This is a genomic window from Mechercharimyces mesophilus (assembly GCF_059818345.1).
In genome coordinates this window covers 182939-202214 of the sequence record NZ_JCBAPH010000003.1, presented here as the reverse complement: position 1 = coordinate 202214, position 19276 = coordinate 182939, and the positions used below count along the sequence as shown (strand labels likewise).

The window sequence follows — 19276 nt, the reverse complement described above, 5'->3', positions numbered from 1 at the left end:
CACCCTCCTCTTTATATTTATTTTCTCTCTATTGACAATATCCTTTTAATTTAGATAGAATGATAGAGGAACAAAATCCAGACTTTTTGGGAGGTCATGGGATGAGAAGAAAGAAAAGTAGTCTCTTCATGTTGCTTCTCCTGTCCTTGTTGCTCGTCTTTTCCTCGTCAGTCAGTGCAGCGACACCACTTTCGCCTATTCAAATGTATTCTGTCGCTGATAAAATTAAAGAGGATCGCATCCAACGGTATATCGAACGCTTGGCTGGTGAAGATAATGCCAGGCTAGCCGGATTTGATGGCGAACACAAAGCAGCCGACTTCATTGAGAAAAAACTAAAACGTTATGGACTGAAGACGGATCGTCAAATGTTCCCCATGCTCGCTTACATCAGTCATAGTTCCAACCTCACCATGAACAGCCCAGAAAGCCAGACGTTTGAATCAAACACCTTTGAGTACACTCCTGGCACGGAAGAGGACGGACTCACCGCTGACCTAGTCTACGCAGGATTAGGAAAAACAGAAGATTTTGAAGGGATTGATGTAGAAGGAAAAATCGCTCTCATCTTGCGGGGAGAGTTAACCTTCTATGATAAGGTACAAAATGCAGCAGCGGCTGGAGCTGTCGGAGCCATAATCTACAACCACAGCGAAGGACCGCTCAGTGGCACACTCACACAGATTTCCGATATTCCTGCTCTCGCTATGAGTCAGGCAGATGGAGAAGCTGTGAAATCATTGCTGGACGCAGGTGAAACCGTCTCCATGACAATGGAAGCTGAGGTAGAACACAAACCCAGTTACTCACAAAATGTGATCGGGGAGCTTCCTGCGAAAAAAGGGAAAAAGAATGCCAAAACCATTGTCATCGGAGCTCATTATGATAGTGTGGACGGACCGGGTGCCAACGATAACGCCTCCGGTACCGCGACCTTGATTGAAGTAGCCAAATCCTTGTCCAAAGAGAAACTCCATCACAACATCCGCTTCGTCTTCTTTGGAGCAGAAGAAGCAGGGCTCATTGGCTCTGAGAAGTACGTGGAGTCCCTTAGTGAGGAAGAAAAAAATGAAATCTCCTCCATGATCAATCTGGACATGGTAGGAGTCGGTGATACACTCAACATCTTGACCGCCTCAGAAGATAGCTCTTCCTATATAGCTGATCTCGCGGAAGAGTATGTTTCCACCTACGGCTATACCTATGAGCGTGGTGCTTCTACTAGAAGCGACCATGTTCCTTTTGAGGATGCCGGTATCCCGGTTGTTTTCTTCCATTACTCTGAAGATCCCTACTATCATACGGATGAAGACACGCCCGACAAGATCGACAAAGATGACCTGTACCGTGTAGGAACGTTAACATCCCTTCTCGCTTACCATTTGGGGAATCAAAAAGAACTTCCTGAGCGCGAAGAAGCCCCTACCACAAGCATGCAGGGCGTAGCTCCTGCTGTAAATGAGTCCTCTGATCCGCTACCGGCACCGCCAGCAGTGAAATAGCAAGGAATTGATTTCCCTTAAAGGAGCGCTAGAGTATTTCTAGCGCTCCTTAAGCTGTCGAGAAAGTCTCGACAGCTTGTTTTTTACTCTTTTCTGTTTGTCCTTAGTGGATTAATATAGAAATAGAGAAGAGGAGGGCGATCAAGATGTTACGTTCAAATAAACAGAAACAAAGTGAGTTGGAATTTGTCTGTGTTGAAGAACTGGTTCCTAAGGATCACCTCCTACGTAAGGTGGATCAGTATGTTGACTTTTCTTTCATTACTGAGAAAGTTCGGGGGCTCTACTGCGAGAACAACGGTCGTCCTTCCATCGATCCGGCTTCTCTTTAAGATGATTTTCGTTGGTTATTTGTATGGTATTCCTTCCGAACGTCAACTGGAAAGGGAAGTTCGTGTGAATGTCTCCTATCGCTGGTTCTTGGGACTCAATTTAACGGACCCGGTTCCCGATCACTCTACCATCAGCTGGAATCGACGGACTCGTTTTAAAGGGACCTTCATCTTTCAAGAGGTCTTCGATGAGATCGTTCTTCAGGCGATGGAACATCGCATGGTAGGAGGACGGGTACTCCTAACCGATTCGACTCATCTAAAGGCGAATGCCAACAAACGCAAGTTTGAAAAAGAAACGGTAGAAGGGCGAACGCGATCTTACCTAGAGGCAGTGGAGGAGGATCGGAGAGAGCAGGGGAAAAAAGCCGTTCAAAGAAAAAAAGGAGGTGAAAGAAACGAAGGGAATCAAGGTAAGCACCACGGATCCTGACAGTGAATACATGTATCGAGAGGGGAAGCCCGAAGGTTTTTTTTATCTCGATCATCGGACAACGGACATGAAATATAACATCATTACGGATGTCCATGTGACTGCGGAAAACGTTCATGATTCGGTTCCCTATCTCGACCGTTTCGACCGACAGGTAGACCGGTTTCAATTTGAAGTGGAAGCTATAGCTTTAGACGCTGGCTATTTACCATTCCCCTATGCAAAGGTTTAAGTGATCGTCATATCTTTGGTGTCATTGGACATCGGCGTTACCAGTCCTCCAAAGGCTTGATGCCCAAATGGAAATTTTGTTATGATCCCGAAGCCAATACCTATCTTTGTCCAAATGGAGCCACCTTGACCTACAGGACAACAGATCGTCAAGGGCATCGACACTACAAGTCGGATTCAGCAAGATGTAACGAATGTCCGTTACTTGAAAAATGCACCTGTTCGAAAAACCATCAAAAAACCCTTACGAGGCACGTATGGGAAGATCATAAGGAAGAAGTAAGAGAGAAACGATTGTCCCCCGAAGGAAAAGTTCATTACAAAAAACGAAAAGAAACCATTGAGCGAAGCTTTGCAGACGGAAAAGAACTGCATGGGCTTCGCTACTGCCGGTTAAGGGGACGAGAAAACGTGCAAGAACAGGTACTGATGACGGCCACTGCACAAAACATCAAGAAGATTCCCAACCACCTAGCCAAACGCGGCTAGGTGGTTGGGAAGACTTTTTGACGATGACTTTGTCCCTGTTTCTTGCACGCTAATCTCATAAAAAAAGATTCTGGAGAGTTTCTCCACACTCTGAGGAGCGAGAGAGGAGAAAATGATGCCTGCAGTTTGCCAGCAATTGTTGGCCACTCTTTTTCTCATCGAACGACCACCGAGGTGGTTCGAAGCCATTAAACATGTTTGATTAGAGTGCTTAAATCCTTCAGAACTTCTCCTTACATTCGGACTTTGGCTTCCATTTTCCGAGTGAGGAACTTATCCAGGCCTTTCAACGAAAGAACATCTAGGAATCTCAGTGCAAAAGGATATCCCTATGACATGACTACTCCAGTATTGGATCTTTACATGCTATCTCAATAAAGGAGAAGTTCATCAGAGGCACTATCGATACTTCAAAAACAAAAATAGAAATATTTGTATTATTTCTTGGCAAGTATAATCAAAACCTAATTCTAAGTGGGCTAGATTATCCCACTCCTCAACAGCTTGAGAATCAACTTACTCAATCTCTATCAGCTTAGACTTAACATTTTACAGTCCTATTTATTTACTCAATTACATGACTAGATCACAATTACGAGTATATAGATTTATCCCTAAAGTTACTTGCATCTCTTAGAGTATAATTCCTAAAATCTTTTTGAGAACTAATGATAATAGCACTAGCTGTCATAAAAAAAGATATTACCAGTATGATCTCACTAGTACTCAGAATAATAGCAAGTGATCCTCCCAACAAACTTCCTATAGGTGCCGCTATATTTCCACATGTCATAAGAAGAGCCATAACTCTCCCCATAATCTTTTGCGGCGTAGTTGCTTGAATAAGTGAGATCTGAACAACATTTAAGACACCAGAAAAAATACCAAACAGACAAGCAAATAGTACTATAAATATATAATGATTTACAAGTCCAAGTCCCACTAGCGAAATTGCATTTCCGAACCATATTACCCCAACAATACTCCCACTTTTTTTTGTGAAATTAGAAAGTATAGCACCAAGAATATAACCAATAAAGAACGATACGTACAGTAAACTATAATATATAGCTCCCCCAAACTGTGAAGCTAAAGAGGGCATCAGTATTATAAGCACAGCAGTAGTAGCACTAGAAATAACCATCATAGGAATGACCGTTCTTAGAAATAAACTATCTTTCGCAAATGAAATACCATCTTTCAACTCTATTATATAATTAGAAAAATTTTCTCTTAATGTAGTAGGTGCTTCTCTCCCGATGTTTGATTCTTTACTACTCTTCAGACAGGTCAGTAGGACAATAGCAATGATAAAAAGCAATGAGGATATATAAAATATATTAGACGTGCCTACAAAATAGATGATAGAACCTCCCATTAAATATCCAATTAAATTAACAACTTGGTCAGAGGAACTAATCAATGAATTTCCTTTTGCCCAATTCTTCTCATTTACTATAGAGGTAAACAATTTTTGATCAGCGGGATAAAAAATTGAGGAAGATATCGCAGATATAAAAGTTAGTAAAATAATAAAATAAAAAGCAAAACTTAGTCCTACTTGTAAATTAGCTATTATTATCATAGAAATCGCTTGCACAGTAAGGGTAATCATAATTAATTTATGAGGAGTATATTTGTCGATTATCGGACCAAAGATAATACTTAACGCCGAAGCTAAGGAGATGAATGCGAAAATAACACCGTTATAAACTGTTGAATTGTAAGTAATCTGTATTAGCCAGAGCAAAGCGAGCATATAAAAACTATCTGCAATGTTAGATAACAATCTACTACTATAAATAATTATAAAATTCTTGTTTTTATACAACATAGAACATACCTCCGAATTAAGCTTGATTTCTATTATAAAAGCCATTGTTATTTTATATAAAAAATCCAGTATATCTTCTACCTCATTACGCTATACAATTTATCAGAACAGTAGTTTAAACCTGATCACTTAGTTGATCAATAATATCGTATCCAGCCCAACTTGAAGGGTATCTCCTGATAATATCATCTAACCGATCAAATAAATTATTGGATATTCGATCCACTCCAAGCCCGCTTGGTATTACCAAGTCCTCAAAGATAATCTTGATATCCAGCCCTTTATTTCGAATGATATATACCCCGACAATGGGAATATTCATTTTTTTACTAAGAAATGCACTTCCTTGAGGCAACGGGATATCAACACCTAATAAATTATATTTCTTCTTTGGCCCTAATCCCATAGAGAACTCTGGTGGCAAAAGCACAATCCTGTTGTTTTGAAGGTCATCTAATGCTTTTTTAATCTTTAATGGATAAGGCTTTCCATTACTAGAGGTTAAGTGATTATATCCTAAGTTATTTACCGTTTCGCAATATATTTTTTGAATTAATTTAAGTTTTATAAAGGAATCTTGCACACCATACATTTCAATAGACCTATCAAAGAATATTTTCCCTAAAAAATTAGGTAAGATTTGAAAAATATCCGTTCTGATTGGATTGAGAATTATTGTATTGTATTTTTCAAGAAGAAACTTAACATTTCCCATGCCTTCAATAGATATGTATTTATCTGAAAAATCCTTGTCATGAAAGTTGAGTAAATGAAGCGTATAGTATACAGGTGAATCTATAATATTTTTTATAAAGTATTCATTGCTGACTATTAACTTCTCTTTTAATGATTTTCTTACATTAGTCATCATCACATTGCCTAATATATTATCATAAATTTCCTTCATTTTTTTTACATCTCTTTCAACTGCTCTGTGTCTGTATTTCATAAAGTAATTAGCAGCTAACTGATTATCACTAATACTCTTGAATGTATGGTAGTAATAATCCTTATGATCAATAAGGGAATCAAATAAGAACATTTCTTCTTCATTAGGCTTTGAAAAATTCATAATTTATCTTCTCTCTTTCCGCTAGAGTTCACTAAAGGATATATTTTCATATTTTATTCTTATAAATCACAACATAATTTGCAATAACCTACTTTTTCGAGTTTCTTAAACTCTAATTCCAAAGTGTTTAGATCGAAGATTCCTGATCTATTAATTAAACTGGGTTTGAAATGAGGAACCAATATTTTGATAGCCTCCCATGAATGAATAGAGGCAATAAGTGATGATGCTGAAGAAATGCTACCAGCCTGGGGTAGATGGTTTTTAATTTTCATTTCTCGTAAGTCATTCATATGCCAATTATCGGGTGAGACTATACAATTCCAACACATTGTCTTCCCAGGAACAATGGTATTACCCATTCTACATATATTCCCCATGTAACCAATGCCATTTATATAAGGTATACTTTTAACATTGCAGTATCTTGCCACTATCATCCCAGTTGTATAAGTATTAGGATAGTCAGCACAATTTATAATCAAATCTATTTTTTGGTCTATCGATTCTAAATCTTTTTCACTTTCTAAAAAATAGTTGTGTTTAATAACTTCTAAATCATTATTAACATCCATTAGACGTTTTGATAGTATATCAGTCTTTTTTTCCCCTATGTCTTGCATAAAATAGAGTGCTTGTCTGTTCAAATTTGTGATATCTATAAAATCATCATCCATTAGAATGATTTTACCCACACCTGATTGTGCTAACTGATAAGCAATCCAACTTCCCACACCACCAATACCAATAATAAGTACACTAGAATTTGTGATAAATTGTTGGATATCATATTTATTATATTCAGGTGTTACATATTCTCCAAAATAATTAACCTGTCTGTCGAGTATTTTGTTAATATTACTCCTCTTTCTATTTTGAGAATCAATCTCTATTATTCCTATTTCCAGTAAAGTTTTTAATGTTTTTTCTACTTCTACTCCATCTATGTTTCTATCGATTTCCTGAATATCATTTATTATCTCCTGAAACGTCTTAAATGAAGATAAGATATTTATAAAATGTTTCCCATTTTCATCTATATCAATCACGATCTCTCTATTATCATTTAGAAAAAAGACGTGCAATTGACCTTCTTTATCCATATAATATCTTGTGGAGTCTTTCAATTTATAGATATTACTCATATCATAACGTCCCCTTTATTATTTGTAATATATTTAGCTACATGCTTTGGGTCTTTTATCTCATCTATATCTGGCAGATTATCAGGGAACTTAACTTTAAGTTCGTCTTCGATATAAGAAAATAAATCTATAAGACCTAGTGAATCAATATCTTCTATTGATAAAAATTCTGTTTCTTCTGTAATGCTTTGGTGATGACTGATACCTTCTTGTTCTAAGTAGCTTTCTAAGACTACTTTCACATATGATGCATTTATCTGACTCATTAAAAATTCCCCTTTATCAATATTTTATATTCATTAAATTAGATGAAAAACAAGTTAAGTCCAACCTGACAATCATTCTTAGTGCTGTCCATAACCTACACCGCGACGAGATAAAGAATAGCTAAATGTAATAATATAATTATCACTATATTATGCTAATAATATTACATTCAGATAATCCTCCTTATTAAACTTCGATTTAGGGACTGACTTCCCTATTCTATGTCCATATAACTATACTCACTCCATCAAATAGACTGGTATTAAGCCGATTTTCTAATCGGCTTAATACCTTTCATATAAGTTAGCAATTCTGATGACAACACATACCATCTCGTTTTATTTCTTTTGGATCAATTTTCATATCTATTCACCTCTTTCTGTATAATATGTTTTATATTACATAATAAACTTGGTAGTTGTCAACCTATTTCTCATTTTTTGTTATAATAAAACTTATCTACTATGCTGAACCCTATAATTCTAGTATTATTTTCTCGAAAAATAGTCAGGCATTAAGCCGATTTCCTAATCAACTTAATGCCTTATACTCAGATTAACAATTTGTATGACAACACATACCATCTCGTTTTATTTCTTTTGGATCAATTTTCATTTTTTTTCACCTCTTTCTAAATTATATGTTTTCATCTTAAATAGTAATTAATTAATTGTCAACTCTTTTTAATTATTTAATATCATCAGTTCTTTTGTACTAGTAGTAAATAATTCATCTAGGAGGTATTCCACTAGATAGTTGAATTGGTAGAAGCTACAGGTTCCCTCTCCGCTCTAAATAGGGATCTTCATCTTTAACTTCGTTCAAGTTTCGTTTATCAGAAATGATAAATATTTATGTCGCGAAAAATTATTTAATTTTGATACTTGACTCTTTGGTAAAAGGTCTTGGTCAAACGACGAAGAATATCTATCACAAAAAGCAATGTGTGAAAACCGTGACTCTCATAAATATCAAAGTGATATCCCTTTATTAGAATTTTTATATGATCTACCCAGAAAAAAATCCGTCTTATCCAAAAATAGACCAAACTTGAATTGTAGCCGAGCATGCCAGAATTCCACATAGATATAGACATCTTCTTCTCGTTTCTGTCATTAGAGAAAATAAAACTCACGTTCGGATTAATATGATTTCTAGAGTTAGTATAGTTTTGTGGACACAAAAAGGCTAAGTCCCTAAAATGAAGAAAAATAAGAGGGATGTGTCCGGATGGAACGAAAAACGAATGGGAAATAAATAGGGAGTTCAAAGAAATGGTGATTGAGCTTATCAATCGGGGCAATCGGTTCGAAAAATTAAGTAGCGAATATGGCCTATCGAAAGTAACCATTTACAAATGGATTAAAGCCTTTACTCCTATCAAAGAAGCGGGAGAGCAGAATTTGACGCCTGCAGATTACCAGCAGATGAAGAAAGAGATGTTGAAGCTCAAGAAAGAATACGAAATCCTAAAAAAGACTATGGCCATATTCACAAAAAAGTAAACGAGAACGATGTTTTGACAGCGATTCAAGAGATGAAGGAACAACATGCTGTGCAAGCAGTATGTAAGATTTTTGATGTGCCGAGAAGTACGTACTATCGATTGTTAAACCGAAAGCCCTCTCTTCGTGACCGAGAGAATGTGAAATGGAAGCGAATGATCCTTGAGATCTATCGAAAAAGCAAACAGCGCTATGGGTTACCAGGTTACCCAAAATCCATCGGACGCTGATTTCATCAAGGGTTATCGTTGAGTCTGAAGCGAGTGCAACGCTTGATGCGCAAAATGGGCATCTTTTCGATCACTCATAAGAAATTCCGACTCTATTCGAAGAAGACATCCATCCAACCATGATCAGCGCGACTTGCTTAAAAATATCGTTCTCCATTAAAAGACGTTGATTTTCTTTTCTTAGCTTGATTAACTCCGATCCCTCGGGAGTGCGGTTATCTTTTGCTTTAAACGAACCGCTATTCTGGCTTTGTCTTATCCACTTGTCAAAGGCGGATGATGTCAACTCATATTCTTCAATGATCTCTCTTCTTGGCTAGCCATTCTCGTGCAATCGCATCATCTGCTGCTTGAATTCGTGCGTAAACGTGCGTCGTTTTCTTTTCGTCATGATCGGTTCGCCCTTCTTTAGTGATTGAACTTAGTCTACCTGACCTTAATTTTTCTGTTCAATCTACTGTAGCCGATCCAGAAGTTAATAAAGTTTTTACCGAACAGTTTCGTAGAATGCCGTGGGCGAATCGTTTTATCCCGCTAAGACAAAAGTGATATCAGGATTCTCTTTACTACGGGCTTCATTCTTACAATGGGGGGTCATATAATTTCCTAGATAGAGTTCGTGTTTGTATTCTTGCATTCTTGCTTCCATCACTATCAAAAGCCCTTATGATTCCTCTTCCGTATGACAAAAGGTGGTCCCTTCTAGCTATATATCAGACGTATAGTATAGAAACAAATCCGCCAGTACAAGACTATTGACCTATTTTTTATCTGTACACTGTTTAACCACTTTTATGGGAATACCAAGATCAATGTGATCAAAAAACCTTTAATGAAAAATCCTGTAACCCAGTCGTATCTCCACATAAATCGGATTTCTTCTTCTCTTCATTCCACGATCCTCCCTCTCCACTCGTTCGGAAAACGCTTGCACACCGGCGGACGAGGAAAAAAGCGATGACGATGGCGTGCTACGAGGTCATAGATCATATCGCGAAACCAACGAGGCACCAGCTGAAAGACAGACGCGAGCTTCCACCCTCCCTTAAGAAAACGAAGCACACGCAAAGCGGCGCTAGACTTCGTATAATATTCATCCTCTAGAATGAGAACGAAGGTATCAGGATCACCTTCCTTCAACCCACCAGCACGTAAGAGCTCTTTTCCGAGATTCGACTGTATCGACACAAAGCGAAAAAAGCCTTCCGGATCGCGGGGGATGACAAACTGAACGAGTCGATGACACAAACCACACTGACCATCAAATAATATCCATGCTTTTTCACCGTTCATCTTCATCCACTCCCTTCGCTCTTATTCCCTATTGTAAAAGGAAAAGTAGCTATGAGATAGTACCAACTTTTGTAGTACCCTGCACGGTAAGGAGACAAATATCGTTTTAGTCCATGCTCGCTGGGCTTACTCCACGTTAGAGCTACCCCTCCTCACTTTCTCCACCGCTTCGCGGCTGCTACTCACCCCTAACTTTTTCAGCATCCGATTCACCTGGTTCTTCACTGTGCTCTCCGCTTTCACTAGCTTTTTTCGGATTTGCGACTGCGTATAACCTGCTTCGATCAACTCAAATACTTCTCGCTCTGCATCCGTAAGTGAACGGAGCTGTTCTTCTCGCTTTAGTCGTGTGAGCTCTTGATGTAGCACCTGCATGGGTCGAGCATTGCGGTGAACAGCACGGATGACGTGTGGGAGCTGGGCATAGTCCGATTTTTGTACATAATTCATAGCTCCCGCATTGAAAGATTGTTTGATTACCTGTTCATCGTTCAACGAAGTCAACATGACCACATGAGTGGGACGAATGGCTTGAATCTCTATAGCCGTTTCAATCCCTTCCAATCGATTCTCAGAAAGCATAATATCCATCAAAACCACATCAAACACAGCATTCTGTGCGATAGATAGTGCTTCCTCCTTGCTTGAAGCTATCCCTTTTACACACAAATCTGGCTCTCTATTGAGATAGAGACTCATCCCTTGCACCCAATCTGGATCATCTTCTACCAATAGTATTTTTACTAAATCCATGCGAATGTATCCCCCTCATCTTATTGGAATCACCTGCTTTTGTACCTTCCTTTTGCAAACTGAAGTTGAACTTCAATCCCCGCGGGATGCCGGCGGATGATTCTCATTCCCCCGCCCATTTCCCGTACTACTTGATAGACATAGGAAAGGCCTAAACCGTAGTTCTCACTTTTTCCTTTTGTTGTGAAAAAAGGCTCGTGAGCGCGGGACATCTGCTCTAGTGCCATGCCCGCTCCTGTATCAACAACAGACAAAACACTTTTCTTCGCCAATTTTTCAGCCTTGATTTCAATTTTTGATGAAGGGTTACTGGCGTCAATTGCATTTTGAATCAAGTTGGTTAGTACTTCGCGCATATGCACCGGGTCACAAAAGAACAGCAAGTCTTGCATGCCTTCCAATCTCACAACGATCCCGTGATCAGTCAGTACGTGTTCCATAGTGGAAAGGACTGACTGAATGAGCTCCTCTACACAAACCCATTCTTCATCAAGTTGCACAGCGCGCGATAACGATTGCATACGAGAAGCCATTTCTGTTAGGTGCTGTGCTGAAGATTGAATAATGGCGAGCTGACCTTGCACCACCTTGTGTTCTTCATCCAACAGAGAGCGGAGGTTATCCGTGCTAAGAGAAATCTTTCCGATCTCATTCTTGATTGTATGATGAATGAGGGTTGTTCCTGATTCAACTGAGCGAAGTGTCCGCTCCATTTGCTCTTTCTCCACCCGAACCCGAATCCCTAAGAAACCGAAGAAGAAGAGCGAAATTCCTCCCAGCATGAACGAATAGGCAATCAGAGAAGCCACATAGGGAAAAAAATCGAAGGTCGGATCGACTACTCGGGCAATATGAATCAATCCGACAATGCCCAATAGGGTAGGAACCATCATCATCGTCATGATCCAACGATTGCGTCGTAGAATCGGATCTGACTCCCAAAGGGTAGAAAGAAGGAGGATACCACATGCCCCCAAGTAGTAAGGAACTACCCAGAGTAACAAGTAAGCATAGGGAATAAAATCACCTGGTAAGAAGGGATAGGCTAACCATGACACTACAACCGGAGCACAAAGCCAAATGGGGCTTCTCCACCATGGATGTTTCCCCGTCCAACCCGCGTAAGCGAGTGCAAACAGAAGCACCCCATAGGGAGTCCACGTCAAATTTAACCACGCTACCATACGTGAAAGTTCATGCTCTCTGCCAAACACCTCTTCTAATGCAGGAACCAATCCACCCAGACTGGCACAAACCAAGAAAAAAGCGGCCCAGCGGTTGGTCGACCTCTCGGGTCGTAACCCCACCAACGCGACCGCAGCCACCACCAATACTAGAAAATAGAGAAGCATATGCCCCCTCCTCTCATCCTACGGTTGTTATCCACCTGCATAAGGTTAGAAACAACACGTCCCTAATCTCCTTTCGATGATTCCCCATCGGTCGGAGGGATCGATTTACGAGAGTAGAACCCTTCCCATACATGGTGCCAATGCGAAATGGTCTTCTCCCCTACCTTCCAGCAGTAGAAGGCTTCCGCCCCTTCGATCCACGCTGGAAAGTCAACTACACCGATATCGATATCCTTTAGAATCGCTCCTGTATCTTTAATGCGTTGAATCGCATTTCGCATTTGGATATGAAGAAACTCTAACTCTACTTCCTGTTCAAAATAAGGGTCAAATATTCCTTGCTCCATCGGATTTTCCTCTTCTCGCCAAACCGATTTCATCTGTTGAAGCTCTAAGTAAGCGAGGTATTGATCTTGTTTTAGTTTTCTCAGATTGGTGATCGCCACTTTTAATTGAGGCAACAATTGATTGGCTTCCTCCAGCGTAAACACTTTCTGTTCGCTATTCATCCTTATCTCTCCTCCTGTCTCTTCATTCCCTGTCCTTTTTTCTTCTTTCCACTTCCTGTTCCAAGTAGGGGTCTACAATGGAAATAATGATTTGTGCTTGCTCATCATCGATTGCTTCTTGTTGTATGTCCCTTCTTCGCGCCTTCGCTTCCCCTCTCAACTTCCGTACATTGATTCCCATATACTGATCGGGAAATTTGACCAATTTTTCACAACCACTAAAGAAGAGCTTCTGCGCTCCGCCACCGTTCCCATTTTGCCAATGATAATGTGCCACCGCAATTTGTAATAAACCTTGATAAAAAGGGTTTCGCCCTTCCTCTAGCCAAAGCTCTTCTAACACATCATGGCATTCATAATAATTCCGCTCAACATTCATGAGAAATAAAAATCGTATATAAGCATCCGGATACTCTGTTTTCACTGAAGGCAAACCCTCCCTATCATTTCCCACTGATTTTCTTTACAATAGAGGAAAAGGACTCACAAAATCACAGTTCATTAGAAGGAGAGTTCCAATGAATTTAGAGCAACCTAGCCAAGAAAATTTGCAGTTTATGATTGAAGAAATGAAATCTCATCTCCGTTTGGTAAATGGCAGTATCATGCGAGCAGATCACTTTCGTCTCGACCAATACGAAGAGATCTACGATCTCTATCGCATGGTGGAGAAGAAAAAAGGTCAAATGACCATGATGGAGTTAGAGGGAATCCTCTCAGAACTATCCTCTATGCGTAAACAAAATGAAGCTTAAGACCTTTCGCCGCCTTTTCGACCGGGCGGCTTCTTATTTGTCTGTAGGGAAATACTTCGCCAATTCCTGTGGCAGGGGGACACTTTTGCGTTGTTTAAGATCAATCGTGACACTGATCACCTCTGCCTCAGCCACGATTTCCCCTTCCTCATTCTCGATGGTGTGCTCCAACACAAAGCTCGTGCGACCTGAACGAAGGGGCTTCGTACGGACCGTTAATACTTGATTGAGCAGCGCCTCTTTGCGGTAATTAATCCCTATATGAACCGTTACCGTTCCAATCCCCATCTCCGTAAAAAGGTCAAAGGGAAGCCCCACTTGATTGTACCAGTCTTCGCGTCCCCACTCCATATATTCTAGATACTTGGCATTATTCACATGTCCCATCGCATCAATTTCTGTTGGGCGGACAATGATATCAATCGCTTTTTCCACTGAGTCGTTCACTCTCTTTCTGTCAAAGTTAAGTATCCATCCATTTAAAACTTCTCTTCGTCCATGGTCGCATTTTTCTACTACATTCTTCCGTACTACCACTACTTTCGACAAATTTCTTCATTAAACCTTTCCTAACAAAGAAAAACCCCGACTTTTGCCGGGATTTTTGTAAGTGTAAGCAGCTGCTATTTTTTGTTCACCATATGAATCGCATGCCCCATAATTCCCTCAGCCGCTTCCATCAGGGCTTCTGGTAAAGTAGGATGAGCATGAATGGTTAAGCTCAAGTCCTCTGCATTCGCCCCCATTTCAATGGCAAACACCGCTTCCGCAATCAATGAGGATGCCTCTGGGCCCACAATTTGTACACCGAGCAAGCGATTACTTTCTTTTTCGGCAACCACATTCGCGTATCCATCGGCTCCCTCCATGGAGAGTGCTCGACCATTGGCATGGAAGGAGAAGCGACTAGAAACCGTTTCATAACCTTGCTCTTTGGCTTCCGCTTCCGTCAAGCCCGTATAAGCAATTTCCGGATCACTAAAGATCACCGCAGGCATCGCTTGATAATCGATAACGCTTGGCTCACCAGCTATCGCTTCAGCCGCCACTTTTCCTTCGTAACTCGCTTTATGGGCTAGCATGGGACCTGCTACGATATCACCGATGGCATAAAGGTGATCCACTTGCGTCTTGCACTGCTTGTCTACAGGTATCAAGCCACTTTTATCCGTCTCAATTCCTGCCTGATCAAGACCCAATTCATCTGTGTTTGGGATCCGCCCCACAGAGACCAACACATAATCGGCTTGATACGTTTCTTCTTTCCCTTTCACTTCCGCTTTAACCGTCACTTCATCACCCGAAGTTTCACTCGCATTCACGAAAGCATTGGTTACTACCTTGACGCCCAGTTTTTTCAGATTTCGCTTCACCATGCGTACAAGGGCTGGATCTGTACCAGGAAGTAAGCTATCTGTTCCTTCCAGGATCGTCACTTCACTTCCTAATTTGGCATAAGCCGTTCCCAATTCCAAACCGATGTAGCCACCGCCCACAACAACGAAGCGATTTGGAATTTCTGACAGGGACAGAGCCCCCGTGGAGGAAACAATTCGCTTATGATCAAAGGGTACCGACTGAATACCACGTGGACGTGAACCGGTTGCGATGATGCAATCTTTAAATTCATAGGTTTGGCTGTTGTTATCCGTCGCAATACGAACAGAGTTGGAGCCAGTGAAATAGGCTTCACCTTGAACGACATCCACTTTATTCCCCTTGAGCAAGGTTTTCACCCCACCGGTCAGCTTATTCACAACTGAGCCTTTCCACTCCATTAGCTTGGGAAAGTCTACGGAAACACCTTCTACATTAATCCCCATCGCTTTTGCTTTTTGGATGTGAGCCACCTGTTCGCCAGCACTAATCAATGCCTTAGAAGGAATACAACCTACATTGAGACAAACGCCACCGACTTCTGCTTTATCTACCAAGGTTACACTCTTCCCCATTTGTGCTGCACGAATCGCTGCTGTATATCCGCCAGGTCCGCCACCAATGACGAGCACATCTACTTCCGTTGCAAAATCTCCTACAACCATTTAGCTCATCTCCATCATTAATAATTTCGGATTCTCCAATAGTCCCTTCACGCGTGTCACAAACTGTGCCGCAATATCACCATCCACTAAGCGGTGATCCACACTGAGGGAAATGGCCATTACCGGGCGTACCACCACTTCGCCGTCGATCGCTACCGGGCGGTCCGCTATTTTGCCAACCCCCAGTATCCCTACTTCAGGATAGTTGATAATCGGGGTGAAGAAGGTACCTCCAAACGAACCAATGTTGGTTATCGTAAAGGTGCTCCCTTTCAATTCTTGTGGTTCCACTTTTCGATCACGCGTGCGTCCTGCCAAATCCGACACTTCTGCCGCCAGATCAAAGATCGACTTACGATCTGCCTCTTTGATGACAGGGACAATCAGGCCATCTTCCGTCGAAGTAGCCATTCCCATATGATACGCTTTCTTCAATACAATCTCTTGCGCTTCCTCATCGATCGAAGCATTTAGTGTTGGGAATTCTTTTAAGCATGCTAATACCGCTTTCATGATAAACGGTAAGTAAGTTAGTTTGATTCCACGCGCTTCCGCCATTGGTTTCGCCCACTTGCGGAGAGCAATCAGTTCGGAGGCATCCAATTCCTCCATTATTGTAACATGAGGAGCGGTAAATTTGCTCTCTGCCATTCGATTGGCAATGGTACGTCGTATGCCTCGCAAAGGAATTCGTTCTTCCTCTGCTGACGGGGGAACTGGTGTCTTCGTAGAAGGTTTCTCTTCTTTTGACGTTGGTTGCTTTTGTTCTTCCTGCTTACCCGTCTGCTGCGGTCCTTCGCCTCGCTCCAGATCTTCTATCAGGATCCGTCCTTTTGGACCTGTTCCTTCTATTCGAGAGATATCTACTCCCATCTCACGAGCTTTTTTGCGAACAGAAGGCATCGCTTTTACCGAGCGATTCGCCTTCTCTCCCTCTTGCTTGTTCTGTTGCGCGGGCTCAGCCTTCTCCGACTTCTCTTCTTTTTCGTCTTCTTTTTCGTCTACTTGCGCAGAAGGTTGCTCATCGGTAGCGGATTCTTCGCTTGCTGGCTCCTCGGTTTCTGGTTCTTCGGTTGCTCCTCCTGGAGCATCGTCTGTTTCAAACTCAACCATCACAGAGCCAACCTCCAGCATTTCCCCTTCCTGCGCATGGATCTTCCCTACTTTCCCTGTAACAGGTGAAGGAATTTCCACGACTGCTTTATCCGTTTGCACCTCTGCTACCACATCATCTTCCTTAATATCGTCTCCTTCTTTTACAAAGAGCTTGACAATCTCACCCTCGTGAATGCCTTCGCCAACGTCAGGTAATTTAAATGAATAAGCCACGATTCGATCTTCCTCCTTTAACGGTTAAAAATCGAGCACTTTATTAATACCAGCTACAATACGATCTGGAGAGGGAAGCCATTCATCTTCTAGCGATGAAATCGGATAAGGCGTATCGAAGCCAGTCACACGGACAACAGGAGCTTCCAGGTGAAGAATCGCTTCTTCATTGATGCGGGCGATCAATTCCGCGCCTACACCTCCAGATTTGACCGCTTCATGTACGATAACAGCGCGGTTGGTTTTTTCTACGGAGGAGAGAATCGTCTCCATATCCATGGGCGCGATCGTACGCAGATCGATCACTTCTACTTTCGCCCCTCGTTCTTTTTCTGCTTGCTCGGCCGCCTTTTGAGCCATGGGTACCATCGCACCATAAGCAATCAAGGTTACATCCGTTCCTTCACGCACAACATTCGCCTTACCAAGTGGGACCGTATAAGCTTCTTCCGGTACTTCTCCTTTTACGGAGCGATACAATTTCATGGGTTCGAGGAAGATCACAGGATCTGGGTCACGCATTGCTGCAATTAAGAGACCTTTGGCATCATAAGGGTTACTTGGGATCACAACTTTTACACCAGGCGTTTGTAAAAAGAGTCCTTCCAGGCTATCCGAGTGCATTTCCGGCGTCTTCACGCCACCACCGTAAGGAGAGCGAACCACGAGCGGAATGGTAAACCTTCCATTAGAACGAAAGCGCGTCCGTGCCGCTTGGGTACAGATTTGATCCATCGTTTCATAAACAAAACCAAAGAACTGAATTTCAGCCACAGGTCGCATGCCTACTGCTGCCATACCCACTGCGGAACCAATGATTCCTGACTCTGCTAGAGGAGTATCAAATACGCGATTCTCTCCAAATTGATCGTACAACCCCTCCGTTGCACGGAAGACACCGCCATTTACACCTACGTCTTCGCCTAATACAACAACTTGGTCATCTTGCTCCATTTCCGCACGCATACCATCCGTAATCGCTTTAATCAACGTCATGGTGGCCATTATTTCTTCTCCCCTTTCCAGTGAACATACGCCTCTTTCTGTGCCGCTAGATCAGTCGGCGATTCAGCGTATACATCATCCATAACGTCCTCAATCGCCCCTTTCGGCATTTTCTCCACTTTCTTAATCGCTTCTGCCATCCGATTGAGTACGGACTCTTCATGTTCCTTTTCTTGCTCTTCCGACCATAAGTCATTCCGCTCTAAATATTGACGGAAGCGCTTTAATGGGTCCTTCGCTCTCCACTCTTTCTCTTCTTCTTCCTCCCGATATTTCTTCGGGTCATCACCGGCCATCGTATGGGGTCCCATTCGATAGGTTACCGCCTCGATTAACGTCGGGCCTTCTCCTTTACGTCCACGTTCAGCCGCTTCTTGGATCACTTGATAAAGAGCAAAGATATCGTTTCCATCCACTTGCACTCCCGTTATGCCATAAGCAATCGCTTTTTGCGCAATGGTTTCGCTCTTCATTTGCTTCTCAATCGGAACACTAATGGCATACTGGTTGTTTTGACAGAAGAAGATGGTAGGTGCATCGTAAACTGCGGCAAAGTTAAGCGCTTCGTGGAAGTCCCCTTGGGAGGTCGCCCCATCTCCAAACATGGAAATGGTCACATGCTCTTCTCCGCGTAGTTTGAATGCCCACGCAGAACCCATTCCATGAAGTAGGTGACCTGCGATAATGATTTGAGGCGGGAAAACATTCACATCTTCTGGCATTTTCCCTCCGCCCATCTGGCCTCGGGAATAAAGGAAAACTTGCTCCATCGGCAATCCATGGTACATGGCAGCGCCCATGTCACGGTAACTGGGGAACAACCAATCACTTTTCTGTAAAGCAGCAACAGCTCCAATTTGACAAGCTTCTTGTCCACCTAGCGGAGCATAAAATCCAAGACGTCCTTGCCGGTTTAACTTGATCGCTCGTCCATCAAAAGTACGTAAAGTAAGCATCCAACGATATAGATCTACGATCTCTTCTTCCGATAAATCAGGAACTTGTTGACCCGCATTGATTTCTCCATCGGGATTTAGGATTTGAAACATCTCTACATCTTGCTTTGGCTGTATTTGATAAGCCATACTTGTCACCTCACCTATAGATTGAATCCCATTCTCTTTCATTTAAATGAAAAATGCCTTATGAACATCGTTCGTCTCCGTTTGAGTTCTATCCTGGCTTCCGCTTCAGCGCA

General features: G+C 41.8%; 19 protein-coding genes and 2 pseudogenes. 6 read left to right on the top strand and 15 right to left on the bottom strand.

Annotated features, from left to right (window positions below; all coding sequences use genetic code 11):
- The first annotated feature begins 101 nt into the window (after positions 1-101).
- Positions 102-1502 carry a M20/M25/M40 family metallo-hydrolase gene (locus AC6RGY_RS10805; protein ID WP_499862866.1) on the top strand — a complete coding sequence of 467 codons (1401 nt, stop codon included), beginning with the start codon at positions 102-104 and terminating at the stop codon, positions 1500-1502.
- 146 nt (positions 1503-1648) lie between these two features.
- Positions 1649-2987 (top strand): annotated as a pseudogene (locus AC6RGY_RS10800) (IS1182 family transposase).
- A 592-nt stretch (positions 2988-3579) separates the two neighbouring features.
- Here the strand turns inward: AC6RGY_RS10800 and AC6RGY_RS10795 are convergent.
- From AC6RGY_RS10795 to AC6RGY_RS10780, 4 genes are all read right to left on the bottom strand, one after another.
- On the bottom strand, positions 3580-4821 hold the full coding sequence (locus AC6RGY_RS10795; protein ID WP_499862863.1) for an MFS transporter: 1242 nt from the start codon (positions 4819-4821) through the stop codon (positions 3580-3582).
- A 115-nt stretch (positions 4822-4936) separates the two neighbouring features.
- Positions 4937-5893: a lysophospholipid acyltransferase family protein gene (locus tag AC6RGY_RS10790; protein ID WP_499862861.1), complete on the bottom strand. Its 957-nt coding sequence runs from the start codon at positions 5891-5893 to the stop codon at positions 4937-4939.
- A 59-nt stretch (positions 5894-5952) separates the two neighbouring features.
- A complete protein-coding gene (locus tag AC6RGY_RS10785; RefSeq protein WP_499862858.1) occupies positions 5953-7038 on the bottom strand; it encodes a HesA/MoeB/ThiF family protein in 1086 nt (361 codons plus the stop codon).
- Complete coding sequence (locus AC6RGY_RS10780) at positions 7035-7304, bottom strand: acyl carrier protein (protein WP_499862856.1); 270 nt, start codon at positions 7302-7304, stop codon at positions 7035-7037. The genes AC6RGY_RS10785 and AC6RGY_RS10780 overlap by 4 nt, the downstream gene beginning before the upstream one ends.
- A 1221-nt stretch (positions 7305-8525) precedes the next feature.
- Between AC6RGY_RS10780 and AC6RGY_RS10775 the strand changes: the two genes are divergently transcribed.
- The 3 genes from AC6RGY_RS10775 to AC6RGY_RS10765 are packed head-to-tail and all read left to right on the top strand — an operon-like array spanning position 8526 to position 9163.
- Positions 8526-8810 carry a helix-turn-helix domain-containing protein gene (locus tag AC6RGY_RS10775; protein ID WP_499862854.1) on the top strand — a complete coding sequence of 95 codons (285 nt, stop codon included), beginning with the start codon at positions 8526-8528 and terminating at the stop codon, positions 8808-8810.
- A 14-nt stretch (positions 8811-8824) separates the two neighbouring features.
- Entirely contained in the window at positions 8825-9040 is a 216-nt protein-coding gene (locus AC6RGY_RS10770; RefSeq protein ID WP_499862852.1) for a hypothetical protein, read from the top strand.
- Positions 9041-9058: 18 nt separating this feature from the next.
- Positions 9059-9163, top strand: a complete 105-nt coding sequence (locus tag AC6RGY_RS10765) for an IS3 family transposase (RefSeq protein ID WP_499862850.1) — start codon at positions 9059-9061, stop codon at positions 9161-9163.
- 13 nt (positions 9164-9176) lie between these two features.
- On the opposite strand, the pseudogene AC6RGY_RS10760 reads toward AC6RGY_RS10765, so the two are convergent.
- From AC6RGY_RS10760 to AC6RGY_RS10735, 6 genes and pseudogenes are all read right to left on the bottom strand, one after another.
- Positions 9177-9431 (bottom strand): annotated as a pseudogene (locus AC6RGY_RS10760) (transposase); the annotation flags it as partial.
- A 497-nt stretch (positions 9432-9928) separates the two neighbouring features.
- The gene (locus AC6RGY_RS10755) at positions 9929-10333 is read right to left on the bottom strand and encodes a thiol-disulfide oxidoreductase DCC family protein (RefSeq protein ID WP_499862848.1); all 405 of its coding nucleotides are present in this window, start codon (positions 10331-10333) and stop codon (positions 9929-9931) included.
- Positions 10334-10459: 126 nt separating this feature from the next.
- Positions 10460-11086 (bottom strand): response regulator, encoded by a 627-nt coding sequence (locus AC6RGY_RS10750; protein WP_499862846.1) that lies wholly within the window; start codon positions 11084-11086, stop codon positions 10460-10462.
- A gap of 29 nt (positions 11087-11115) precedes the next feature.
- A complete protein-coding gene (locus AC6RGY_RS10745) occupies positions 11116-12438 on the bottom strand; it encodes an ATP-binding protein (protein WP_499862844.1) in 1323 nt (440 codons plus the stop codon).
- 62 nt (positions 12439-12500) lie between these two features.
- Positions 12501-12947: a DUF2203 domain-containing protein gene (locus AC6RGY_RS10740; RefSeq protein ID WP_499862843.1), complete on the bottom strand. Its 447-nt coding sequence runs from the start codon at positions 12945-12947 to the stop codon at positions 12501-12503.
- Positions 12948-12969: 22 nt separating this feature from the next.
- Positions 12970-13371, bottom strand: a complete 402-nt coding sequence (locus AC6RGY_RS10735) for a DUF309 domain-containing protein (RefSeq protein ID WP_499862841.1) — start codon at positions 13369-13371, stop codon at positions 12970-12972.
- Positions 13372-13465: 94 nt separating this feature from the next.
- Here AC6RGY_RS10735 and AC6RGY_RS10730 point away from each other — a divergent pair, with 94 nt between their 5' ends.
- A complete protein-coding gene (locus AC6RGY_RS10730; RefSeq protein WP_499862839.1) occupies positions 13466-13702 on the top strand; it encodes a DUF1128 domain-containing protein in 237 nt (78 codons plus the stop codon).
- 33 nt (positions 13703-13735) lie between these two features.
- Here AC6RGY_RS10730 and AC6RGY_RS10725 read toward each other — a convergent pair whose 3' ends face one another.
- The 5 genes from AC6RGY_RS10725 to pdhA all read right to left on the bottom strand — a co-directional run bounded on the left by AC6RGY_RS10725 (position 13736) and on the right by pdhA (position 19163).
- Entirely contained in the window at positions 13736-14149 is a 414-nt protein-coding gene (locus tag AC6RGY_RS10725; protein ID WP_499862837.1) for an acyl-CoA thioesterase, read from the bottom strand.
- 176 nt (positions 14150-14325) lie between these two features.
- Positions 14326-15744 carry a dihydrolipoyl dehydrogenase gene (gene lpdA / locus AC6RGY_RS10720; protein WP_499862835.1) on the bottom strand — a complete coding sequence of 473 codons (1419 nt, stop codon included), beginning with the start codon at positions 15742-15744 and terminating at the stop codon, positions 14326-14328.
- On the bottom strand, positions 15745-17073 hold the full coding sequence (locus tag AC6RGY_RS10715; protein WP_499862833.1) for a dihydrolipoamide acetyltransferase family protein: 1329 nt from the start codon (positions 17071-17073) through the stop codon (positions 15745-15747). It lies immediately after the preceding gene.
- A gap of 24 nt (positions 17074-17097) precedes the next feature.
- Positions 17098-18078 (bottom strand): alpha-ketoacid dehydrogenase subunit beta, encoded by a 981-nt coding sequence (locus tag AC6RGY_RS10710; protein WP_499862830.1) that lies wholly within the window; start codon positions 18076-18078, stop codon positions 17098-17100.
- Positions 18078-19163, bottom strand: coding sequence for a pyruvate dehydrogenase (acetyl-transferring) E1 component subunit alpha (pdhA, locus tag AC6RGY_RS10705; RefSeq protein ID WP_499862827.1), 1086 nt, complete (start codon positions 19161-19163; stop codon positions 18078-18080). Before pdhA ends, AC6RGY_RS10710 begins: the two co-directional genes overlap by 1 nt.
- Between the last annotated feature and the right edge of the window lie 113 nt (positions 19164-19276).

What these genes read in the sequence shown, in the direction of transcription:
- AC6RGY_RS10780 (WP_499862856.1), bottom strand. Translation starts at nt 7,304, where the DNA reads ATGAGTCAGATAAATGCATCATATGTGAAAGTAGTCTTAGAAAGCTAC.
- AC6RGY_RS10750 (WP_499862846.1), bottom strand. Translation starts at nt 11,086, where the DNA reads ATGGATTTAGTAAAAATACTATTGGTAGAAGATGATCCAGATTGGGTG.
- AC6RGY_RS10740 (WP_499862843.1), bottom strand. Translation starts at nt 12,947, where the DNA reads ATGAATAGCGAACAGAAAGTGTTTACGCTGGAGGAAGCCAATCAATTG.
- lpdA (WP_499862835.1), bottom strand. Translation starts at nt 15,744, where the DNA reads ATGGTTGTAGGAGATTTTGCAACGGAAGTAGATGTGCTCGTCATTGGT.
- AC6RGY_RS10805 (WP_499862866.1), top strand. Translation starts at nt 102, where the DNA reads ATGAGAAGAAAGAAAAGTAGTCTCTTCATGTTGCTTCTCCTGTCCTTG.
- AC6RGY_RS10785 (WP_499862858.1), bottom strand. Translation starts at nt 7,038, where the DNA reads ATGAGTAATATCTATAAATTGAAAGACTCCACAAGATATTATATGGAT.
- AC6RGY_RS10730 (WP_499862839.1), top strand. Translation starts at nt 13,466, where the DNA reads ATGAATTTAGAGCAACCTAGCCAAGAAAATTTGCAGTTTATGATTGAA.
- AC6RGY_RS10755 (WP_499862848.1), bottom strand. Translation starts at nt 10,333, where the DNA reads ATGAACGGTGAAAAAGCATGGATATTATTTGATGGTCAGTGTGGTTTG.
- pdhA (WP_499862827.1), bottom strand. Translation starts at nt 19,163, where the DNA reads ATGGCTTATCAAATACAGCCAAAGCAAGATGTAGAGATGTTTCAAATC.
- AC6RGY_RS10790 (WP_499862861.1), bottom strand. Translation starts at nt 5,893, where the DNA reads ATGAATTTTTCAAAGCCTAATGAAGAAGAAATGTTCTTATTTGATTCC.
- AC6RGY_RS10775 (WP_499862854.1), top strand. Translation starts at nt 8,526, where the DNA reads ATGTGTCCGGATGGAACGAAAAACGAATGGGAAATAAATAGGGAGTTC.
- AC6RGY_RS10710 (WP_499862830.1), bottom strand. Translation starts at nt 18,078, where the DNA reads ATGGCCACCATGACGTTGATTAAAGCGATTACGGATGGTATGCGTGCG.
- AC6RGY_RS10795 (WP_499862863.1), bottom strand. Translation starts at nt 4,821, where the DNA reads ATGTTGTATAAAAACAAGAATTTTATAATTATTTATAGTAGTAGATTG.
- AC6RGY_RS10745 (WP_499862844.1), bottom strand. Translation starts at nt 12,438, where the DNA reads ATGCTTCTCTATTTTCTAGTATTGGTGGTGGCTGCGGTCGCGTTGGTG.